The organism is Clostridium sardiniense, from assembly GCF_050584765.1.
GTDB lineage: Bacteria > Bacillota > Clostridia > Clostridiales > Clostridiaceae > Clostridium > Clostridium sardiniense_A.
On the sequence record NZ_JBNOOR010000003.1, the window covers coordinates 184,639 to 201,661 of the forward strand.

General features: G+C 27.7%; 14 protein-coding genes and 1 tRNA gene. 2 read left to right on the top strand and 13 right to left on the bottom strand.

The annotated features are described in order from the left end of the window. The 12 genes from ACQPUW_RS14675 to ACQPUW_RS14730 all read right to left on the bottom strand — a co-directional run bounded on the left by ACQPUW_RS14675 (position 1) and on the right by ACQPUW_RS14730 (position 12,060). The gene (locus ACQPUW_RS14675; protein WP_430838243.1) at positions 1-1,137 is read right to left on the bottom strand and encodes a Card1-like endonuclease domain-containing protein; all 1,137 of its coding nucleotides are present in this window, start codon (positions 1,135-1,137) and stop codon (positions 1-3) included. 140 nt (positions 1,138-1,277) lie between these two features. Continuing rightward, a complete protein-coding gene (gene pssE / locus ACQPUW_RS14680) occupies positions 1,278-1,745 on the bottom strand; it encodes a PssE/Cps14G family polysaccharide biosynthesis glycosyltransferase (RefSeq protein ID WP_430838244.1) in 468 nt (155 codons plus the stop codon). Next, positions 1,745-2,215, bottom strand: coding sequence for a PssD/Cps14F family polysaccharide biosynthesis glycosyltransferase (gene pssD / locus ACQPUW_RS14685; RefSeq protein ID WP_430838245.1), 471 nt, complete (start codon positions 2,213-2,215; stop codon positions 1,745-1,747). Before pssD ends, pssE begins: the two co-directional genes overlap by 1 nt. Positions 2,216-2,223: 8 nt before the next feature. Next, positions 2,224-3,375, bottom strand: a complete 1,152-nt coding sequence (locus ACQPUW_RS14690) for a CDP-glycerol glycerophosphotransferase family protein (protein ID WP_430838246.1) — start codon at positions 3,373-3,375, stop codon at positions 2,224-2,226. 63 nt (positions 3,376-3,438) lie between these two features. Next, positions 3,439-4,458: a ribitol-5-phosphate dehydrogenase gene (locus tag ACQPUW_RS14695; protein WP_430838247.1), complete on the bottom strand. Its 1,020-nt coding sequence runs from the start codon at positions 4,456-4,458 to the stop codon at positions 3,439-3,441. Next, positions 4,448-5,170 carry an IspD/TarI family cytidylyltransferase gene (locus ACQPUW_RS14700; protein ID WP_430838248.1) on the bottom strand — a complete coding sequence of 241 codons (723 nt, stop codon included), beginning with the start codon at positions 5,168-5,170 and terminating at the stop codon, positions 4,448-4,450. The genes ACQPUW_RS14695 and ACQPUW_RS14700 overlap by 11 nt, the downstream gene beginning before the upstream one ends. Positions 5,171-5,395: 225 nt before the next feature. Continuing rightward, positions 5,396-6,541 (bottom strand): ABC transporter ATP-binding protein, encoded by a 1,146-nt coding sequence (locus ACQPUW_RS14705; RefSeq protein WP_430838249.1) that lies wholly within the window; start codon positions 6,539-6,541, stop codon positions 5,396-5,398. Positions 6,542-6,552: 11 nt separating this feature from the next. Beyond that, the gene (locus ACQPUW_RS14710; RefSeq protein WP_204594213.1) at positions 6,553-7,347 is read right to left on the bottom strand and encodes an ABC transporter permease; all 795 of its coding nucleotides are present in this window, start codon (positions 7,345-7,347) and stop codon (positions 6,553-6,555) included. A 21-nt stretch (positions 7,348-7,368) separates the two neighbouring features. Then, positions 7,369-9,654, bottom strand: coding sequence for a bifunctional glycosyltransferase/CDP-glycerol:glycerophosphate glycerophosphotransferase (locus ACQPUW_RS14715; RefSeq protein ID WP_430838250.1), 2,286 nt, complete (start codon positions 9,652-9,654; stop codon positions 7,369-7,371). A gap of 74 nt (positions 9,655-9,728) precedes the next feature. After that, positions 9,729-10,781: a glycosyltransferase family 2 protein gene (locus tag ACQPUW_RS14720; protein WP_430838251.1), complete on the bottom strand. Its 1,053-nt coding sequence runs from the start codon at positions 10,779-10,781 to the stop codon at positions 9,729-9,731. 222 nt (positions 10,782-11,003) lie between these two features. Beyond that, positions 11,004-11,078 (bottom strand) — tRNA-Arg (locus tag ACQPUW_RS14725). A 124-nt stretch (positions 11,079-11,202) separates the two neighbouring features. After that, positions 11,203-12,060, bottom strand: coding sequence for a sensor histidine kinase (locus tag ACQPUW_RS14730; RefSeq protein ID WP_430838252.1), 858 nt, complete (start codon positions 12,058-12,060; stop codon positions 11,203-11,205). A gap of 238 nt (positions 12,061-12,298) precedes the next feature. On the opposite strand from ACQPUW_RS14730, the gene ACQPUW_RS14735 reads away from it, so the two are divergent. Both ACQPUW_RS14735 and rbr read left to right on the top strand, forming a co-directional pair. Next, positions 12,299-13,174 carry a DegV family protein gene (locus ACQPUW_RS14735; protein WP_430838274.1) on the top strand — a complete coding sequence of 292 codons (876 nt, stop codon included), beginning with the start codon at positions 12,299-12,301 and terminating at the stop codon, positions 13,172-13,174. Between the two features lie 66 nt (positions 13,175-13,240). Further along, on the top strand, positions 13,241-13,858 hold the full coding sequence (rbr, locus tag ACQPUW_RS14740; protein ID WP_430838253.1) for a rubrerythrin: 618 nt from the start codon (positions 13,241-13,243) through the stop codon (positions 13,856-13,858). Between the two features lie 45 nt (positions 13,859-13,903). Here rbr and ACQPUW_RS14745 read toward each other — a convergent pair whose 3' ends face one another. Next, entirely contained in the window at positions 13,904-17,023 is a 3,120-nt protein-coding gene (locus ACQPUW_RS14745; RefSeq protein WP_430838254.1) for an AAA family ATPase, read from the bottom strand.

The following is a 17,023-nucleotide window of genomic DNA, read 5'->3' on the forward strand; positions in this document are numbered from 1 at the left end:
TTAATCTTGAGTTATTTTGTTTATTATATTCTCTAATGTTTTTTTAAAGATATTTATATCTCTATCAAGTATAACTAAATGTATTCCCATCTCTCTTGCTCTATCTATCACTGATGATTTATTTGGCTTTTTAGTAGCTATCAGTATTTTTTTAGAAATTTCCCCACCAATTCTATCACTATATACCTTTAATTCATTAAGTGTATTTTCATCATACTTTGCACTATCTTTGCAAGATATACATACCATAACTGAATCTTTAATAGCTACAACATCTAATTCATTTTTTATATTTCCATGAAGTTCATTCCACATAAATACAACTCCACTTTTAACATCATCTATAGAATTTATTTCTTTAACTATACTTTCTGTAAGAATTTCAAGCCAAGTTCCACTTTTAAATATAAATCCTTTTAGATAATCATTTAAAAATGTAACTTTTATATTTTTATCTTCTTCTACATCTATTAAATTTAATTTTTTAAGATTGCTTATTACTTTAAATAAGATAGTTTTCTCTTCATCACATAGCTTTTCTTTATTTATAGTAACTATTCTTTGATTCGTATAATCGTGTGAAAATATCTCTGTATCATATAGCCTTTGTTTGTACTTATGCCATGTATCCATATTTTCATAGATTATCTTAGCAAAGTCTAGTATCTGACTATTATTTGTAAGTCTACACTCATGAGATATTATATTATTCCCATTCGATTTAAACATTTCTTCTATATCTAAATCTACAAGCTCTTCTTCTAATATATTTAAGTTCTTCTTAAACCAATATTCTTTCTTTTTAGATATATCAACATATACTCCATCTATATTAAGTTCTCTACATTTATATAGAAGTTTAAGTGCTTTTAATGTATCATCTAAAGTTAGATTTATTATAAGTCTATTCTCATTATCTTTAAGCCTATCTATTATACTGTCTATATCATCTTTTACTATTTCAATTTTACTACCATTATTATTTTCTTTATATATCTCCTCCAAATTATTAAATATCTCTTCTTTATGCATATTACATTCAGAAACAATTATATTTTCAAACTTATATTTTTTAGCTAGAATTATCCCACTTTCATTATGATCACTAAATACTGTAAGCAGAGTGCCTTCTTTCATAATAATTCTCCTTAAATATTCTATTTTATAATTAATTTAACCTTTAAATACAACTTTAATTCAAAGAGAAGTATAATACATATAATAATTATCGCTATAAAAAAAGAGAAACCCTATATAGGTCTCTCTTTAGATTCAAACTATAAATTATCTATAGTGTCATTTATAAAATTAATAAGCTTGCTATTATCAAATACATATTCCTTTAAATCTATTTCCTTGTAGTTCTTAATAGCTTCATTTAATGAATCAAAATCTGTACAATTAATTGTATATCCTTCCTTTGATAGCTTATTACATATTTCTAATTGATGATCATCATTATGTTCCTTATACTTTGAAAGCCTTGGCATAGTTATTACTTTCTTTTTATATCTAAGCCCAGTAAGTATTGAACCAACTCCTCCATGAGTTATAACAAGATCACTCTTATTTATATATTCATCAAATTCCTTTGGTGATAAAAAAGGTATTACCTTATATTTTTTTGAAGAAAACTCTGTATTCCCTGATTGGATTAAAACTTCCTCATTAATATTCATATCTTCTAAATACTGTAACATTCTTTTAAACTCTAACTCATGAGTTCCTAAAATAACGAATATCATTAATATAAATCTCCTTTGTAAATTGCATTTTCATAAACATCAACCATCTCTTCATGTTGAACTAAAAATACATCTGCAATTTTATTTATCATCCTACCAGACATACTTTGAGAATTTACTCTTGCAAATGTTTCGATAAATATTATCTTCTTTTTAAATAACTTTGCAATATAACATATTGGTACTGCTGTATGAGCTCCAGTCGTTACTATTATATCTGGCTTTATTTTCATATATAAAAACAATGATTTTATTATGTTATATGGGAACTTAAACATATAACTAAGCATATAATTTCTAGCTCCATATACTAAATAATCTATTCTATCTCCATACTCTTCTCTTAATTTTAAAGTAGTATCATTCTTTTCAGTTATTATATGATAATCATATTTTTTAAATATACTCTTTAACTGCATTAATTCAGATAAGTGTCCACCAGTTGATGATATAAATATAACTTTTTTCATATTCTCACCTAAATATCTTTCTTTAAGATTATTTTATCTACAAATCTTTTAGATGCTAAACCATCAGTATAATCGAAGAATTTATTTTTAAATGACTTTATTTTTTCATAATCGCAATCACTATTATTTAATACTTCTATAAGCTCATCTGTATTCTTAATTATAGGTCCTGGTACAAAACTTTCGTATGGATAATAGAAATCTCTTTCATGTTCATATGAATCTAGATCATCAGCATAGAATATCATTGGTCTTTCTAATAAAGAATATTCAAAGACTATAGATGAGTAATCTGTAATAAGTAAATCAGTCATAACTAATATATCATTTATAGCTGGATAATCTGATAAGTTGACTATTCTATCATTATTTATCTTTATACTATCTTTTACAAATGGATGCATTTTAAGAGCCAATACATAATCATCTGGTAATGTATCTACTACTTTTTCTGCATCAAAAGCTATATCCATCCTTGCATCAGATTGACTATTTCCTCTAAATGTAGGTGCATATAATACTATTTTTTTATTCTTAAGCTCTGGATATTTACTATAAACTTTGTTCATAGCATCTTCCTTCATTTTATCGTTAAAGAATATGTCAGTTCTTGGTACTCCTATAGGATCAATATTATCCTCACTCATATTAAAAGCTTCTGCATAATATTTAGCTACTTCCTTTGAACTTACTAATACGTGTGAATAATTAGTATGTATAGGTATATACTTAACATAATTATTATCGGCACCAAAGTTTTTATCTAATATACTAAATCCAAACTTTTTAAACGCCCCACATGCATGCCATACTTGAACTACTTCTGTACCTTTTCTAAGCTTACTTACTGTATATACTGGAAAATAGAAATCATCTATTAAGAAGTATTCTGAAGTTGCCATGTAATGTGTAGCTTTCATCATGTGAATAAAATACGTTATTATTCCTTTTGCTCCTTTATTAAACTTTTCATAAAGGAACTTACACTCATATTCTGAATTTCTTGATTCTATTTCATCATGTATATATTTAAAATTCCCATTCATAGTATCATTTCTATAAGTTGCGAACACTATTCTTTTCTTTACCGGAAATATATAAGAACAATAATATACAATCCTTAATAGGTATTTTAATATTACTCTCTCTAATGTTTTCATGTACTAAAATCCTCACCTTAAGATATATTTAAAGACCCTTATAAAAGGGTCTTTATTTTAATATTAAACTCTCCAATTTAAAACAGTTTTAAATGGAGTTGTTAAGTCATGCTCAAATCCTTTTATTATATCTTCAATACCTCTTACATCAATTACTGCTGAAATTAATTTTTGTAATTGGTTTTGAGCATCTTCATGAGCTTCTAAGAAGTCTACTCCTTCTTGGAAATCAACTCTTCCACTTCTACTGCTTCCTACAAATGTTAAGCCCTTTTCTAAAACCATTCTAGTATTTATAGGCACTGGATTTTCTGAAACTCCAAGTAATGCAATTGTACCTTCTGGATTTATGTAATCTATTATTTGATCTATTGCATATTGACTTCCTTTTCCACCAACTGCTTCAAAAGCATGATCTACTCTTAAATCATCTGGAATATTGTCTATTTGTATAGTTTCATCTACAAATGAGAAGAAGTTTAATTTTTCTTCGTTTTTACCGAAAACTATTATTTCTGATTCTGGGAATTTCTTTCTAAGTATTAATGCAGTTATAAATCCTACATTCCCATCTCCCCATATTCCTATTTTATTTCTTCTCTTATGAGCTTTTCTATCAAATCTATCTATTGAATGTGCTGATACGCTTATAAGCTCTAAGAATGAAGCAACATCATGATTTATATTATCATATTTTATGATACGATCTCTTCCCATAAATACATATTGCTGCATAAAGCCATCATAACCACTAGCTCTAAATTTACTTGTTGTTAAGTAATTTTCTGCTATTACATTGTCAACTTGTGTTGGCGTATTTGGTATCATAACTACTGTATCACCAGGTTTAAATTCTCCTTTTGGATCATATATAACTTCTCCAACACCCTCATGAATAAGAGCCATAGGAAGTTTCTTTTTCATAGCTTCCTTTCCTCTTGTTCCTGTATAGTATCTTTGGTCTGCTGCACATATTGATAATCTTGTAGGTCTTATAATTATTCCTTCTCCATCTAAGCTTCTCTCCTCAAATTCTACAGTGATTTGCTTAGGTGCAATTAATCTATATACCTTATTTATCATTTATCTCATCCCTCACTAAAGCATTTGCTAGTTTTAAGTCATATGGAGTAGTTATTTTCATATTGAATACTTCTCCTTGTACTAACTTAACATGTTTTCCTTTAACAACGAATATCTTTGCAGCATCAGTTAATATTTTCTTTTCATCATCTGATAATGAATTATATAAATTAGTTAATTCTTTTATATTAAAACTTTGTGGCGTCTGACCTTGATACATGAAATCACGTCTTGGAATATCACTTATTATATCTCCATCAACTGATTCTACTATTGTATCAAATGCTGGAACAACAGTATCGCAAGCTCCAAACGCTAAAGTAGCATCTATATTATCATTTATTATTCTGTGAGTTAAAAATGGTCTTACAGCATCATGAGTAACTATTATATCGTCATCATTTATTCCGAATTTTTCTTCGACATATCTTATACCACTCATTATTGACTCATTTCTATCTGCACCACCTGCACATATAACTATGTTATCTATTAGATTTTTTGGTATGTATTTATTTATTAAATCATTAGTGTGTTGAATCCATTGTTTTGGTGTTGTTATGATTATTTTATCAAATCTTGTATTTAATAAAAATGTCTCAACAGTATGAATTATTATTGGCTTATCACCAATTTTTAAAAATTGCTTTGGCATTTCAGTGTTACCCATACGAGTACCTTTTCCACCTGCTAATATCTCTGCGTATATCATATTATCACTCCTATGCATATCTTTATTTTATGCTATCTCTTTTCGTCACTTAACTAATTTTCTGTATAGTTATATATCTTATACTATTATAATTTAATAATATATTATTTTGTGATTAACTGTATTAAATATATATTACATTTACTTTTTCCATATTATTATAATTGTATCACAATTTTTTGTTATTTAAAATAATAAGGATAGTGATAAACACTACCCTTATTATTAATTTCTCTTTACCTTTAATCTATTATTTTTTATTAATAAAGATAAATTATATTCTTGCGCCATGAACTTTCCGACCTTATTCATGCACCACATTTGTCTTATAAATCTTTCACCTTGAACATCTAAGTGTAACTCCGCTGTGAAATATCCCTTTGGTATTTCATCAAACTTAAGCGTACATACATATTCAATTCTATTAGCTTCTTTTTTATATTCAAATTCGAAATTCTTAAATTCAACTTCTTCATCATCTTGTTTTAAAGTAATACTATCAATTTTAAATTCTTTATTTTCTGGTAAAACTTCAACATAACCTTTGAATTCAACTTTATCAGAGAACATATCAATATCAGTTAAGCTTTGCTTTATCTCTACAAAGTCCTTGTATTGTTCCATATTCTTTAATATAGTCTCTACTGGTACCCCATTTAAATAATGCTTATAAAGATTTGCAACTTCGTCAATATCTCCATATGATAAAAGCTTTCCTTCATTAAGCCACATTCCTTTTGTACAGAATGATCTCATTTGAGGTAATGAGTGAGATACGAAAAGAATTGTTTTTCCTTCATCTCTGAATTTATCCATTCTTGTCATACATTTTTGTCTAAATATTTCATCACCAACTGCTAAAGCTTCATCTACAACTAATATTTCTGGATCAATATTAACTGCTATAGCAAAACCTAAACGAGCCTTCATACCACTTGAGTACATTCTTACAGGTTGGTCTATGTATTCTCCAAGTTCTGAGAATCCAATTATATCCTCTAACTTTTTAGTTATCTCACTTCTTATAAGTCCCATTGAGTAACCTTTAAGATAAATATTTTCTCTTCCTGTAAGTTCTCCATCGAATCCTGCTGTAAGTTCTAGTAATGCAGATACTGTACCATCTACTAATATTTCACCTTCTGTTGGATATACAACTCCAGTTACCATTTTAAGTATAGTAGATTTTCCTGATCCATTTTTACCGAAGATACCTATAACCTCACCTTTTGGTAATCCAATACTTAGCTTATCTATTGCTCTAAAAGGAGTATATCTTTTTCCCCAGAATAAATCTTTAAAACGATCTTTATCATTTTTATATAGCTTATATTCTTTAACTACATTTTTAAATTCAACTGCATATTCCATAAATCTTCTCCTTATAACACATCAGTAAAGTCTTTATATAATTTCTTGTAAACATGACTACCTATTAATGCAGTTATTAGTATTACAATCCAAATATATATTGAATATGTTCCTTGGAAGAACCACTCTTTATATAAGAATATATCTCTAAATCCTTCTATAAAGTAATTTACTGGGTTTAATTTCATTATAAATTTCATTGTAGGAGAAAGTCCTCTTATATTCCAAAGAATTGGTGTTAACCATAAAACTGCTTGTATAGCCGCTTTTACTAAGTTTTCAAAGTCCCTACTTATAACTGATAGAGATGATAATGTCCATGATAATACTAAGAAGAATATATACATAGTTGGTATGTAATATAAGAATTGTAAATAGTATATATCAGGATAATATCCATACGCTGCAAATATTAATACGATAAATGCTAAAAGCATTATTTGTACATATAGCTTTGATAACAATACAAAAGTAGGAATTGTTGATATTGGGAACTTCATCTTTGTAACAAAGTGTCTATACTGTCTAATTGACATTGCCCCACCAACAATTGCATCACTTATAAAGAACCATGGTCCAAGTCCAGCAATAAGCCATAATAGGAACGGAAATCCATCTACATAACCACTTTTTCTGATACCCATCTGGAATGCAAAAAGGTAAACGGCTATTGTTACCATAGGTCTTATAACAGCCCAGGCATATCCAAGGGCCGCACCCTTATAAAATTTTACTAAGTCAGCTTTAGATATAAGTATCGTTTGTTTAATATTTCTTATGTTTTCTAATACAATAGTTTTTAACATTTTTTATCACCTATTTATCTATTACTTTTCATTGAATATATATTCAACGAATCTTTCACTTGATTTCCCATCTGCATGATCAAAGAATTCTTTCTTAAATTCTGATACTTTTGTTGCATCAAATTTATCTTCATTTATTATTTTAATAATATCATTATTTGTGTATGCAATAGGACCTGGTACAAATTCATCATACTCATAATAGAAATCTCTCTCTGCAAGATATGATTCCTTATCATATGCAAATAGTATCATCTTCTTATCCAATAATGCACCTTCAAATATAACAGATGAATAATCTGATATTAAAATTTCAGTAACCATTATTAAGTCATTTATATCTGTATTACTATTTAAATTAATTATTCTATTTTTAAATTCTTTAGGTATAGTTATTACATTACCTAAACCATTTTTAACACTTGGATGAAGCTTAAATATTATTACATAATCTTCTCCAACTTCTTTTAATATTTTTACTGGATCTAACTCTAACTTAAAGTTCTGTCTTTCCTTTGGGCTTCCTCTAAATGTTGGTGCATAAGTTATTATCTTCTTTCCTCTTATGATTGGATGTTCTGATTCTAACTTATTTCTAATGAAGTCTCTATAATCAGTATCAAATAATATATCAGTTCTTGGTACTCCAAGTGGAATTACATTACTCTCATCAATATTAAATGCTTCTGCATAATGTTTATTTATATTTTTTGAACTTGTTATAACTTTTGTGTAATGTCCATGAGCTCTTTGTTCGAATTCAGCTGTATTTCCATCACCTTTTCCAACAGAACTAAAACCAAATTTCTTAAAAGCTCCACAAGCATGCCATACTTGTACAACCTCAGCTTCTGGCTTAAACTTTAATCCATAAAGCTGTCTATGATAGTCATCTAAGATTATATACTTTGCTGTAGCAAAATTGTAATACATTTTTATTAATTCCCAAAGAGTTCTATTATTTCTGTCCATATATACTTTTATATCATACTTACTCTTTTTAACTAATTCATCATTTATAAACTTTAAATTTCCTGACAATCTATTTGACTTATTACTTGCTAATATAACTTTATTTTTCTTGATAGGCATTAATTTACTTAACCTAAAGCTAATTCTTACATACTTCTTAGAAGTTTTCTTTATCTTCTCTGGAAGGTTTTCAATCTTTCTTCTAGTTAAGTATTTATAGATATAATATTTACTATGTTTACGCACTGCCTTCTCTACATAGTTTATAAGATATTTATTTTCAACAGCTAATATATATCTACTATTGGTATTTAATTTATTATATCCTTTTATTAATAAATCAATATATTTAGTTCTAGCCTTTGCTGACAAGAATAGATATTTATCTATTACACCTTTAATTACTATCCATTTAAAAGTGCTAAGGTCATTGAATATATTATCATCTACTGCATCTAATAAGTTCTCCATATTAGTTATTGCTTCTAATTGTACACTTTCATTCCTACTAATAATTGCACGTTTGAAAGGTGGCCATATATCAACACTTACAAGTCTTGATATATACGCATACTTTAAACCAGATGCTATATATTTATTTTTTATATTTCTATCTATCTCTTCTTTTGTTCTGCTCCAGGAATCACAAACTTGCTTTATAACACTTCCTGATGCAGTATGTATTTGTTGAGTTAATGATTCTGTTGGATTATTTCTCATTCTATAGAAATATGCTACATATTTTGTTGCGTAAATTTTTCTAGCTCTTAAATAAGCACTCATTACAAACACTTGGTCTTCTGCATACTTAATAGTTTCTGGGAACCTTAATTCTTTTATTAAACTAGTTCTAAATAATTTATTACATGGTCCTAACGTCCAAAGTAAATCATAATCTTCTCTTATATCTTTAGGTCCCTCACTTAAGAAATGCTTAACCATTGGCCATAATTTTGATCCATCGTACTTGCATGTTCCGCATACTATAACATCTGAATCATTATTTACAGCTAGGTTATATCTAACTTCTAATGAATCTTTAGGAATTAAATCATCTGAATCCATAAATGCTATGAACTCACCTTGCGCTAATTCTATCCCTTTATTTCTTGCCTTACTTGGCCCACTATTTTTTTGGTATACACCTACTATATTCGAGTGCTTACTTGCATACTCTTCTATAATAGCTTTACTATTATCTGTAGATCCATCATCAATTAAGATTACCTCTACATCATCTAACGTCTGAACTACTAAAGAATCTAATGTTTCTTTAAGATACTCTTCAACATTATATACAGGCATGATGACACTTACCTTATACTTACTATTCAAGATACCCCTCCTAAATCTGTATGTTTATTTTATAAACAGTAACATTTTTATAGCTAAAAGCTCCATCTTACTATTTAATTCTTGCCTATTTTTTTCATTCTAATAATACCATTATGCATCTTTATTATTAGTTTAATAGTTTTTATCTTAGATTTTTCATTTAAAGTGGAATTATTTTTTACAATATCTCTAAATACTAATCTTTTTATTTTTCCTATACTATTTAGTTGCTCTTCTTCTACTACATTTAATAGTTCAGTTAAATTTCTTAATGCTTTTAACTCTATATCTTTATCATTACTTAAAAGTGCTCGTCTAAAGGGTGGCCATATATCGATATTAACCAATCTATAAAAATATGCATTTTTAAGTTTTGCTGCTGTTTTCTTATCCTTAATATCTTTATCAATTTCATTAGATGTTAATTCCCATGACTTAAGAACCTGCTCTATAACACTTGCTGATGCTGTTTGTATCTGCTGTGTTAAAGACTCAGTTGGATTATTTCTCATCCTATAATAATATCCAGCATATTTAGTTGCATATATTTTTTTGGCTCTTAAATAGGCAGTCATAACAAAGACCTGATCCTCAGCATATTTAATGCCTTCTGGGAATCTTAAATCTTTTATAAGGTCTGCTTTAAAAAGTTTATTACAAGGTCCTACAGTCCATAGTAAGTCATAATCAATTTTTACATCTTTAGAGCCTTCTGATAAGAAATGCTTAAGCATTGGCCATGTCTTTTCTCCGTCATACTTATAGGTACCACAGACTATAGCATCTGCATTTTTATCTATAGCTAATTCATATCTAACCTGTAATGAGTCCTTTGGTATTATATCATCCGAATCCATAAATGCTATAAATTCACCTTTAGCTAGCTCTATTCCCTTATTTCTCGCCCTACTAGGTCCGCTATTCTCTTGATATACATTAACTATGTTATCGTACTTCTTTGAATACTCTTCTATAATTTCACCACTCTTATCAGTAGATCCATCATTTATTAGTATTAATTCAAAATCTTTTAACGTTTGCTCCATTAAAGAATCTAGTGTTTCTCTAAGATACTCCTCTACATTATAAACAGGAACAATAACACTTATTTTGTACTTCTTAAACAAAATACCCCTCCTGTACTTTCCAATAGAAAGTTTTGTGTATATTTTGAATCAAATATACTGTCAATGTTATAAAGCTTTTATAAAATTTAATATTATTTATTTTAAAATTTATTGCGTTAATTCAATAATTTCAATTATAATATATTCTTTTGTGTATGTACAGTTAAGCCTACTTTTATATAAAAATAAAAAACTTCAAAAGAAAAGTCTTTTGAAGTTTGATGGTAGGGCGTATAGGAATCGAACCCATAATGTACCGTCCGTAGCGGTATGTTATATCCATTTAACTAACGCCCCATATATTATTTTTTATTAACAGAAATATCTTATCATAATTTTTAAGTCAGTGCAAATTTATTTGCGGTAAGCTAGGTGGAAAGAGGCTATACTTAGAAGCTTCTTTCCTTATTATAATGCTTATTTAAAGATATATATCTGAAAACTCTATTTCTAATAATTGAACCTTATCACTATGTTCTTCAAACTCGACTTCTTCTTTTTCTAATTTAATATTAGGAAGCATAACTGTAAAAGTAGAACCTTCGCCTAATTTACTCTTTAAAGATACTTTTCCATTATGAAGACCAACTAATGATTTAACTAAATCTAAACCTATGCCGCTTCCTTTATACTCGCTCTTTTCATTTCCTCTATCAAATCTATCAAAAATTTTCTTTTGCTCTTCTTCACTTACGCCTATACCATTATCCATTACACTAATTTTAATATATTCATCATCTATCATAAGAGTTACATATATATAACTTCCACTTGGTGAAAATTTTATAGCATTTGAAATAAGGTTTATACATATTCTATCAAGAGATTGCGGATCTACTGCAACTATGCACTCCTCTTTGTTTGTATCAAATATAAGGGTTATATCTTTTTGTTTTGCATACTTATCTATAGAGCCTATCGTATCCTCAAGGAAGTTTACTATTTCTATATTTTTCTTATTCATTTTAAAATAATTTTTCTCTAATCTAGTTACATCAATTAAATTGTCTATTAACTTTAGCATTTTGTAGCTATTTCTTTTTAACATCTTTAAATATTCTTTTTCTTTATCATTATAATTAGAATATTCATCCTTCTTAACACATTCTAGCATCTGATTTATGCTCATAATCACATTTAACGGTGATCTTAAATCATGAGATATATTCAGTATGAATTTTTCTTGCATTTCCTGCTTACCTTTTAAATTCTCTATAAGTGATATCATCTCTTCTCTCGATAATTCATTTACCTTATGTTTAAATTTATTTTGGACCATAATTCTCCCTACCTTACCCCCTATTTTAACCCTAAATAAATTTTATCATTATTTTCGAATACTAACAACCATTTTTTTGTATAATATCCTTTAATTTCATTTTTATTTTTATTAAAATAAATTCTATAAAGGTATATTATTTTAAGATTTTATTGATATAATTTAATAACTTGTATTTATATTTATACTATTAGATAATATCTAAGTATAATTAATTAATAAAAGGGAGGTTTTTATTATTAAAAGTTTTATTATAATGACAGATTCTAGTTGTGATTTACCAAAAGATATAATAGATAGATTCTCTATACATTATACTGGTCTTATATGCAATTTAAACAATGATGAGTATGTTGAGGACTGTGGGGAATCATTAAGCTATTCAGATTTCTATAATGGTTTAAGAAATGGTCTAATGCCAACTACATCACAGATAAATAGTTTTAGATTTTATGAAGCCTTTGAAAAGTATACTAAAGAAGATATTTCAGTTATATACTTAGCATTCTCTTCAGCACTAAGTGGAACATATAATAGTGCATTAATTGCTAAAGAGGAAATACTTGAATCTTATCCTAATGCAGATATATCAATCATAGATACTCGTTCAGCTTCACTTGGAGTAGGACTTTTAGTTTATGAAGCATGTACATTGAGAGAAAATGGAGCTTCAAAAGATGAAGTTATTAAATATATAGAAGATACTAAGCTTAAAGTAAATCATCTATTTACTGTTGATGATTTAAATCATTTAAAGCGCGGTGGCAGAATTTCACCTGCTATGGCTACTATCGGTACTCTACTTCAAGTTAAGCCACTTCTTTATATACCTGATGATGGAACTCTTCAAAATTTTAGTAAAGTTAAAGGTAGAAAGAAATCTATAAAATCTTTATTCAATAAACTTGAAGAAAAAGTAGTAGACCCTAGTAATCAGACAATTTTCATATCTCATGGCGATTGTTTAGATGATGCTAAAAGCTTAGCAAATATGATAAAGGAAAAGTATGATACAGAAGTAATTATAAATTATATTGGGCTTGCGATTGGAAGTCATGCTGGTCCAAATACACTGGCTCTTTTCTTTAAAGGAAATAATAGAGATATTAATTAAACATAATCCCCATTCAAATAGTTAATACTATAATCATAACTATTTGAAAGGGGTTTTGTCTTATTTATGAAAAGTTTAAAAGGAAGTAAAACAGCAGATAATTTAGCAAAGGCTTTTGCAGGAGAATCTCAAGCTAGAAACAGGTATACATTCTTCTCAAGAGTAGCTGCAAAGGAAGGACATAAGCAAATTGAATCTATATTCTTAGAAACAGCTGAAAATGAGAGAGCTCATGCTAAGGTTTTTTATGACTTAATGATTGAAGGTCTTGGTACAGCCCAGATTCATGTGGATACAGATTATCCAATAGGCTTTGGAACTACTTTAGATAATCTAAAATATGGGGCTGAAGGAGAAAGAGAAGAATGGGGTACTGCTTATCCTGAATTTGCTAAAGTTGCAGAAGAAGAAGGATATCCAGAAGTAGCATTTGCTTTTTCTAAAATATTAGAAATAGAAAAGCATCATGAACAACGTTATTTAGATCTATACGCTAACTTAAAAGATGATCTTCTATACAAACGTAATGAACCAGAGTATTGGAAATGTAGAAATTGCGGATATATATATGAAGGAACTGAAGCTCCCAAAATATGCCCTGCATGTAAGCATCCTCAAGGATATTTTGAAATTATGTATGACACTGAAGCCCTTGGCAAAAGTAAAGAATATGCTCCCAAATAATTGGAGGCGAAAAAATGAGATACTTAAAAAAGTATCTCATTTTTATTATAAAACATTAAATTTTGCTATACTTCCGTTTTTAGTTGCCTTTACTTCAAGTTTTGCATCTACTCTTTCTTTAAGCTCCTCAACGTGAGATATTATACCAACTAATCTGCCCCCACGCTGTAAATCTAAAAGACTATCTATAGCATTATCAAGAGATTGTGGGTCTAGAGTACCAAAACCTTCATCAACAAACATTGTTTCTAATGATACTCCTCCACTATTTGATTGAACTACATCAGATAAACCAAGTGCTAAAGATAATGATGCTTTAAAACTCTCTCCTCCTGAAAGTGAGCTTACATCTCTTGAACTTGCTGTATAATTATCATAAACTTCAAGTTCTAATCCTTTTTGACCTGCACCTTTACTCTTACTTGTTTTTCTTCTAAGTGAGAATCTATCCCCTGTCATTTTTTCTAATCTTAAGTTTGCTGCATCTATTATATCTTGGAAGTATGATGCTAATACATATCTTTCAAATGATATATATGGAGCTTTTCTTCCATTTGAAAGTTCTGAAAGCTCTCCTATAACTCTATATTCATCTTCTTTTTCTTTAAATTCTTTGTTTAATTCTATAACCTTTTTTAAAACATTCGTATTATTATCTATTATAGAAAACTCTTGTTTTAATTTATCTTCTTTCTCTTTTTCATCTATTTTCATGCACTTAATTGAATTATCTATTTCATCTATAGAAACTACATTTATATTTTCACATTTTTTATTTAACGTCTCTTTAGCTTCCATTAATATTCCTATTTTTTTATTGTATTCAATTATTTCTTTATCCAAAATATCTATTTTATCGATATCCATTTTTATTTTGCTATAGTCTTCTACATTTAAAAATCCTTCTCTTCCTAGATTAACTGCAAAGTCTTCTTTAGCCTTTTCAATATCCTTTTTAAGCTCTTTAATGCTTTTTTCTATTTCTTTACACTTTGATTTTTCACCTTCAAAAATCTTTATAGTATTGTCTCTCTTTCTTACTAGTGCAATTAATCTATTCTTACTATCTTCTAATTGCTTTTCTTTATCCTTTATTGATTTTGTTAAACTATTAATGGAATTAACTTCATCTGGAATATCCTTTTTAAGATTATTACATGAGGACTTTAATCCCTCAAGTTTTGCAAAAGTCTCTTTATCTTCAGTATTTAGTAATTCAATTGCTGCTTCTAGTATATTTATATCTTCTTCTAATTCCTTATTTCTTTTTTGAAGTGTATCTTTATTATTTATCTTACTTATAATATCCTTTAGTTCATTATTTATAGAATCAATTACATTCTTTAATTCAATACCCTTATCTCTTATGATAACTTTTAAACTATCTTCATAAGTATTAAAATCATCTCCTATATTTATTGACTTTAAGATATCATTGATATTTTGTAATGCATTATTTACATTAGAATTTATTTCAGTTAGATTTATTATTTTTTCATTATTCTTTTTTTCATATTTTTCAAATTCAATCTTCTTTTTCTTTAATTCATCTTCAGTTGGAATGCTTCCAACACTTTTACTTGCTGGATTTGGATGATCTAATGCTCCGCATACAGGACAAGGAGCTCCATCTATTAATTCATTTGCTAATATTCCAGCTTGTTCTTTCTTATATATCTCTTCTAAATTTTCATACTCACTCTTAATATTCTTATATTGAATTTCAAACTGAGCATATTCATTTTTAAACTTTGTATGGTCATTTTTTATACCTTCATATAATCTTATCTTCTCGTACAAATCTCTCAATTCATTAATTCTTTTTGTTTCATCTTTTATGCTATTTTCTAAATTAACTTTTTTAATTTCAAGCTCAGAAATATCTTTTAATATAGCTTCATTTTCTTCTCTAATTTTTTTATTTTTCTCCAAACGCAATTGCTTATTTCTTATTTCAGTAGTTATTTCCTTAATTCTATTTTCAAAAGTTATTATTAGCCTTCTTTCTTTTTCATAAACTTCTATCTTAGGCTCTATATTTCTTAGCTTACCTATCTCTTCAGTAAGTTCAACTCTTAATTTATCGTTATTTTCTTCAACCTTTACAAAATCCTCTTGCTTACTTAATTCATTTTTTAAGTTTTCTATATCTTTAATTGAATTATTATATTCTGTATTTTTTATTTCTAACCTTTTATTGAAATCAATATACTTCTCTTCTATATGCTTAATGTCTTTAGCTTTTTTTATTTTTAATAATAACTCTTTTTTATTTTCAAAATCTGCTGCCTTAAGTAATTCTTTTTCTAAATTTATTGTTGTTTCTTCTTTTTCTTTTAATAAGGCATTGTTTTGCTCTCCTATTAATTTTTCTTTATTCTTTTTCTCTAAAGCAGTTTTTATTTCATTTAATGAATCCTTATTTTGTTTATATGAACTCTTTTCAGTATCTATTAATTCAGTAAGCTCCTCTATTACTAAAGGAAAATCTATATACTCACCAATTAAAATATTATGTTCACCTTGTATATTTTCTAAATAAGTCTTCATTTTTTCCTTACATAAGTTTCTTTCCTTACTCAATTTAATAGCTTTATCTTTAAGTGATGACTGTATTTTTTCAAATGCATACGTATTAAATATTTTTCTAAAAATCCCCTCACGCTCTACAGAACTTGCAAGAAGCAATTTCTTAAACTCACCTTGTGGAAGCATTACAATTTGTTTAAATTGTTCCTTAGTTATACCTAAAATTTCAGTTATTTTATCATTAACAGCCTTAACTTTTGTAATAACTTTACCATTTGGAAGTATTAACTCAGCTTCTGGTTCTTTATCTGTGAACCCTTCTCCTCTAGTCTTTCTTTTCTTTTGCTTAGGACTTCTGACTACTTTATATATATCTCCTCTAAGTTCAAAATCTAGCTCTACAAATGTTTCCGTATCATCATCTGCAAAATGGCTCCTAAGAGAATCATTTTCTCTATATTCTCCACTTGCCTCTCCGTATAAAGCATAACTTATAGCATCAAATATAGTAGTCTTCCCAGAACCTGTAGTACCTGTTATAACAAATATATTTCTACCATTTAATTCTCTAAAATCAAGTTCTTGCCTTTCTGCATATGGTCCAAATGCTGATATTACTAATCTAACTGGTCGCAT

Excerpts from the sequence above, each read along its gene's own strand:
- ACQPUW_RS14675 (WP_430838243.1), bottom strand. The coding sequence starts at position 1,137 with ATGAAAGAAGGCACTCTGCTTACAGTATTTAGTGATCATAATGAAAGT.
- pssE (WP_430838244.1), bottom strand. The coding sequence starts at position 1,745 with ATGATATTCGTTATTTTAGGAACTCATGAGTTAGAGTTTAAAAGAATG.
- pssD (WP_430838245.1), bottom strand. The coding sequence starts at position 2,215 with ATGAAAAAAGTTATATTTATATCATCAACTGGTGGACACTTATCTGAA.
- ACQPUW_RS14690 (WP_430838246.1), bottom strand. The coding sequence starts at position 3,375 with ATGAAAACATTAGAGAGAGTAATATTAAAATACCTATTAAGGATTGTA.
- ACQPUW_RS14695 (WP_430838247.1), bottom strand. The coding sequence starts at position 4,458 with ATGATAAATAAGGTATATAGATTAATTGCACCTAAGCAAATCACTGTA.
- ACQPUW_RS14700 (WP_430838248.1), bottom strand. The coding sequence starts at position 5,170 with ATGATATACGCAGAGATATTAGCAGGTGGAAAAGGTACTCGTATGGGT.
- ACQPUW_RS14705 (WP_430838249.1), bottom strand. The coding sequence starts at position 6,541 with ATGGAATATGCAGTTGAATTTAAAAATGTAGTTAAAGAATATAAGCTA.
- ACQPUW_RS14710 (WP_204594213.1), bottom strand. The coding sequence starts at position 7,347 with ATGTTAAAAACTATTGTATTAGAAAACATAAGAAATATTAAACAAACG.
- ACQPUW_RS14730 (WP_430838252.1), bottom strand. The coding sequence starts at position 12,060 with ATGGTCCAAAATAAATTTAAACATAAGGTAAATGAATTATCGAGAGAA.
- rbr (WP_430838253.1), top strand. The coding sequence starts at position 13,241 with ATGAAAAGTTTAAAAGGAAGTAAAACAGCAGATAATTTAGCAAAGGCT.
- ACQPUW_RS14745 (WP_430838254.1), bottom strand. The coding sequence starts at position 17,023 with ATGCGACCAGTTAGATTAGTAATATCAGCATTTGGACCATATGCAGAA.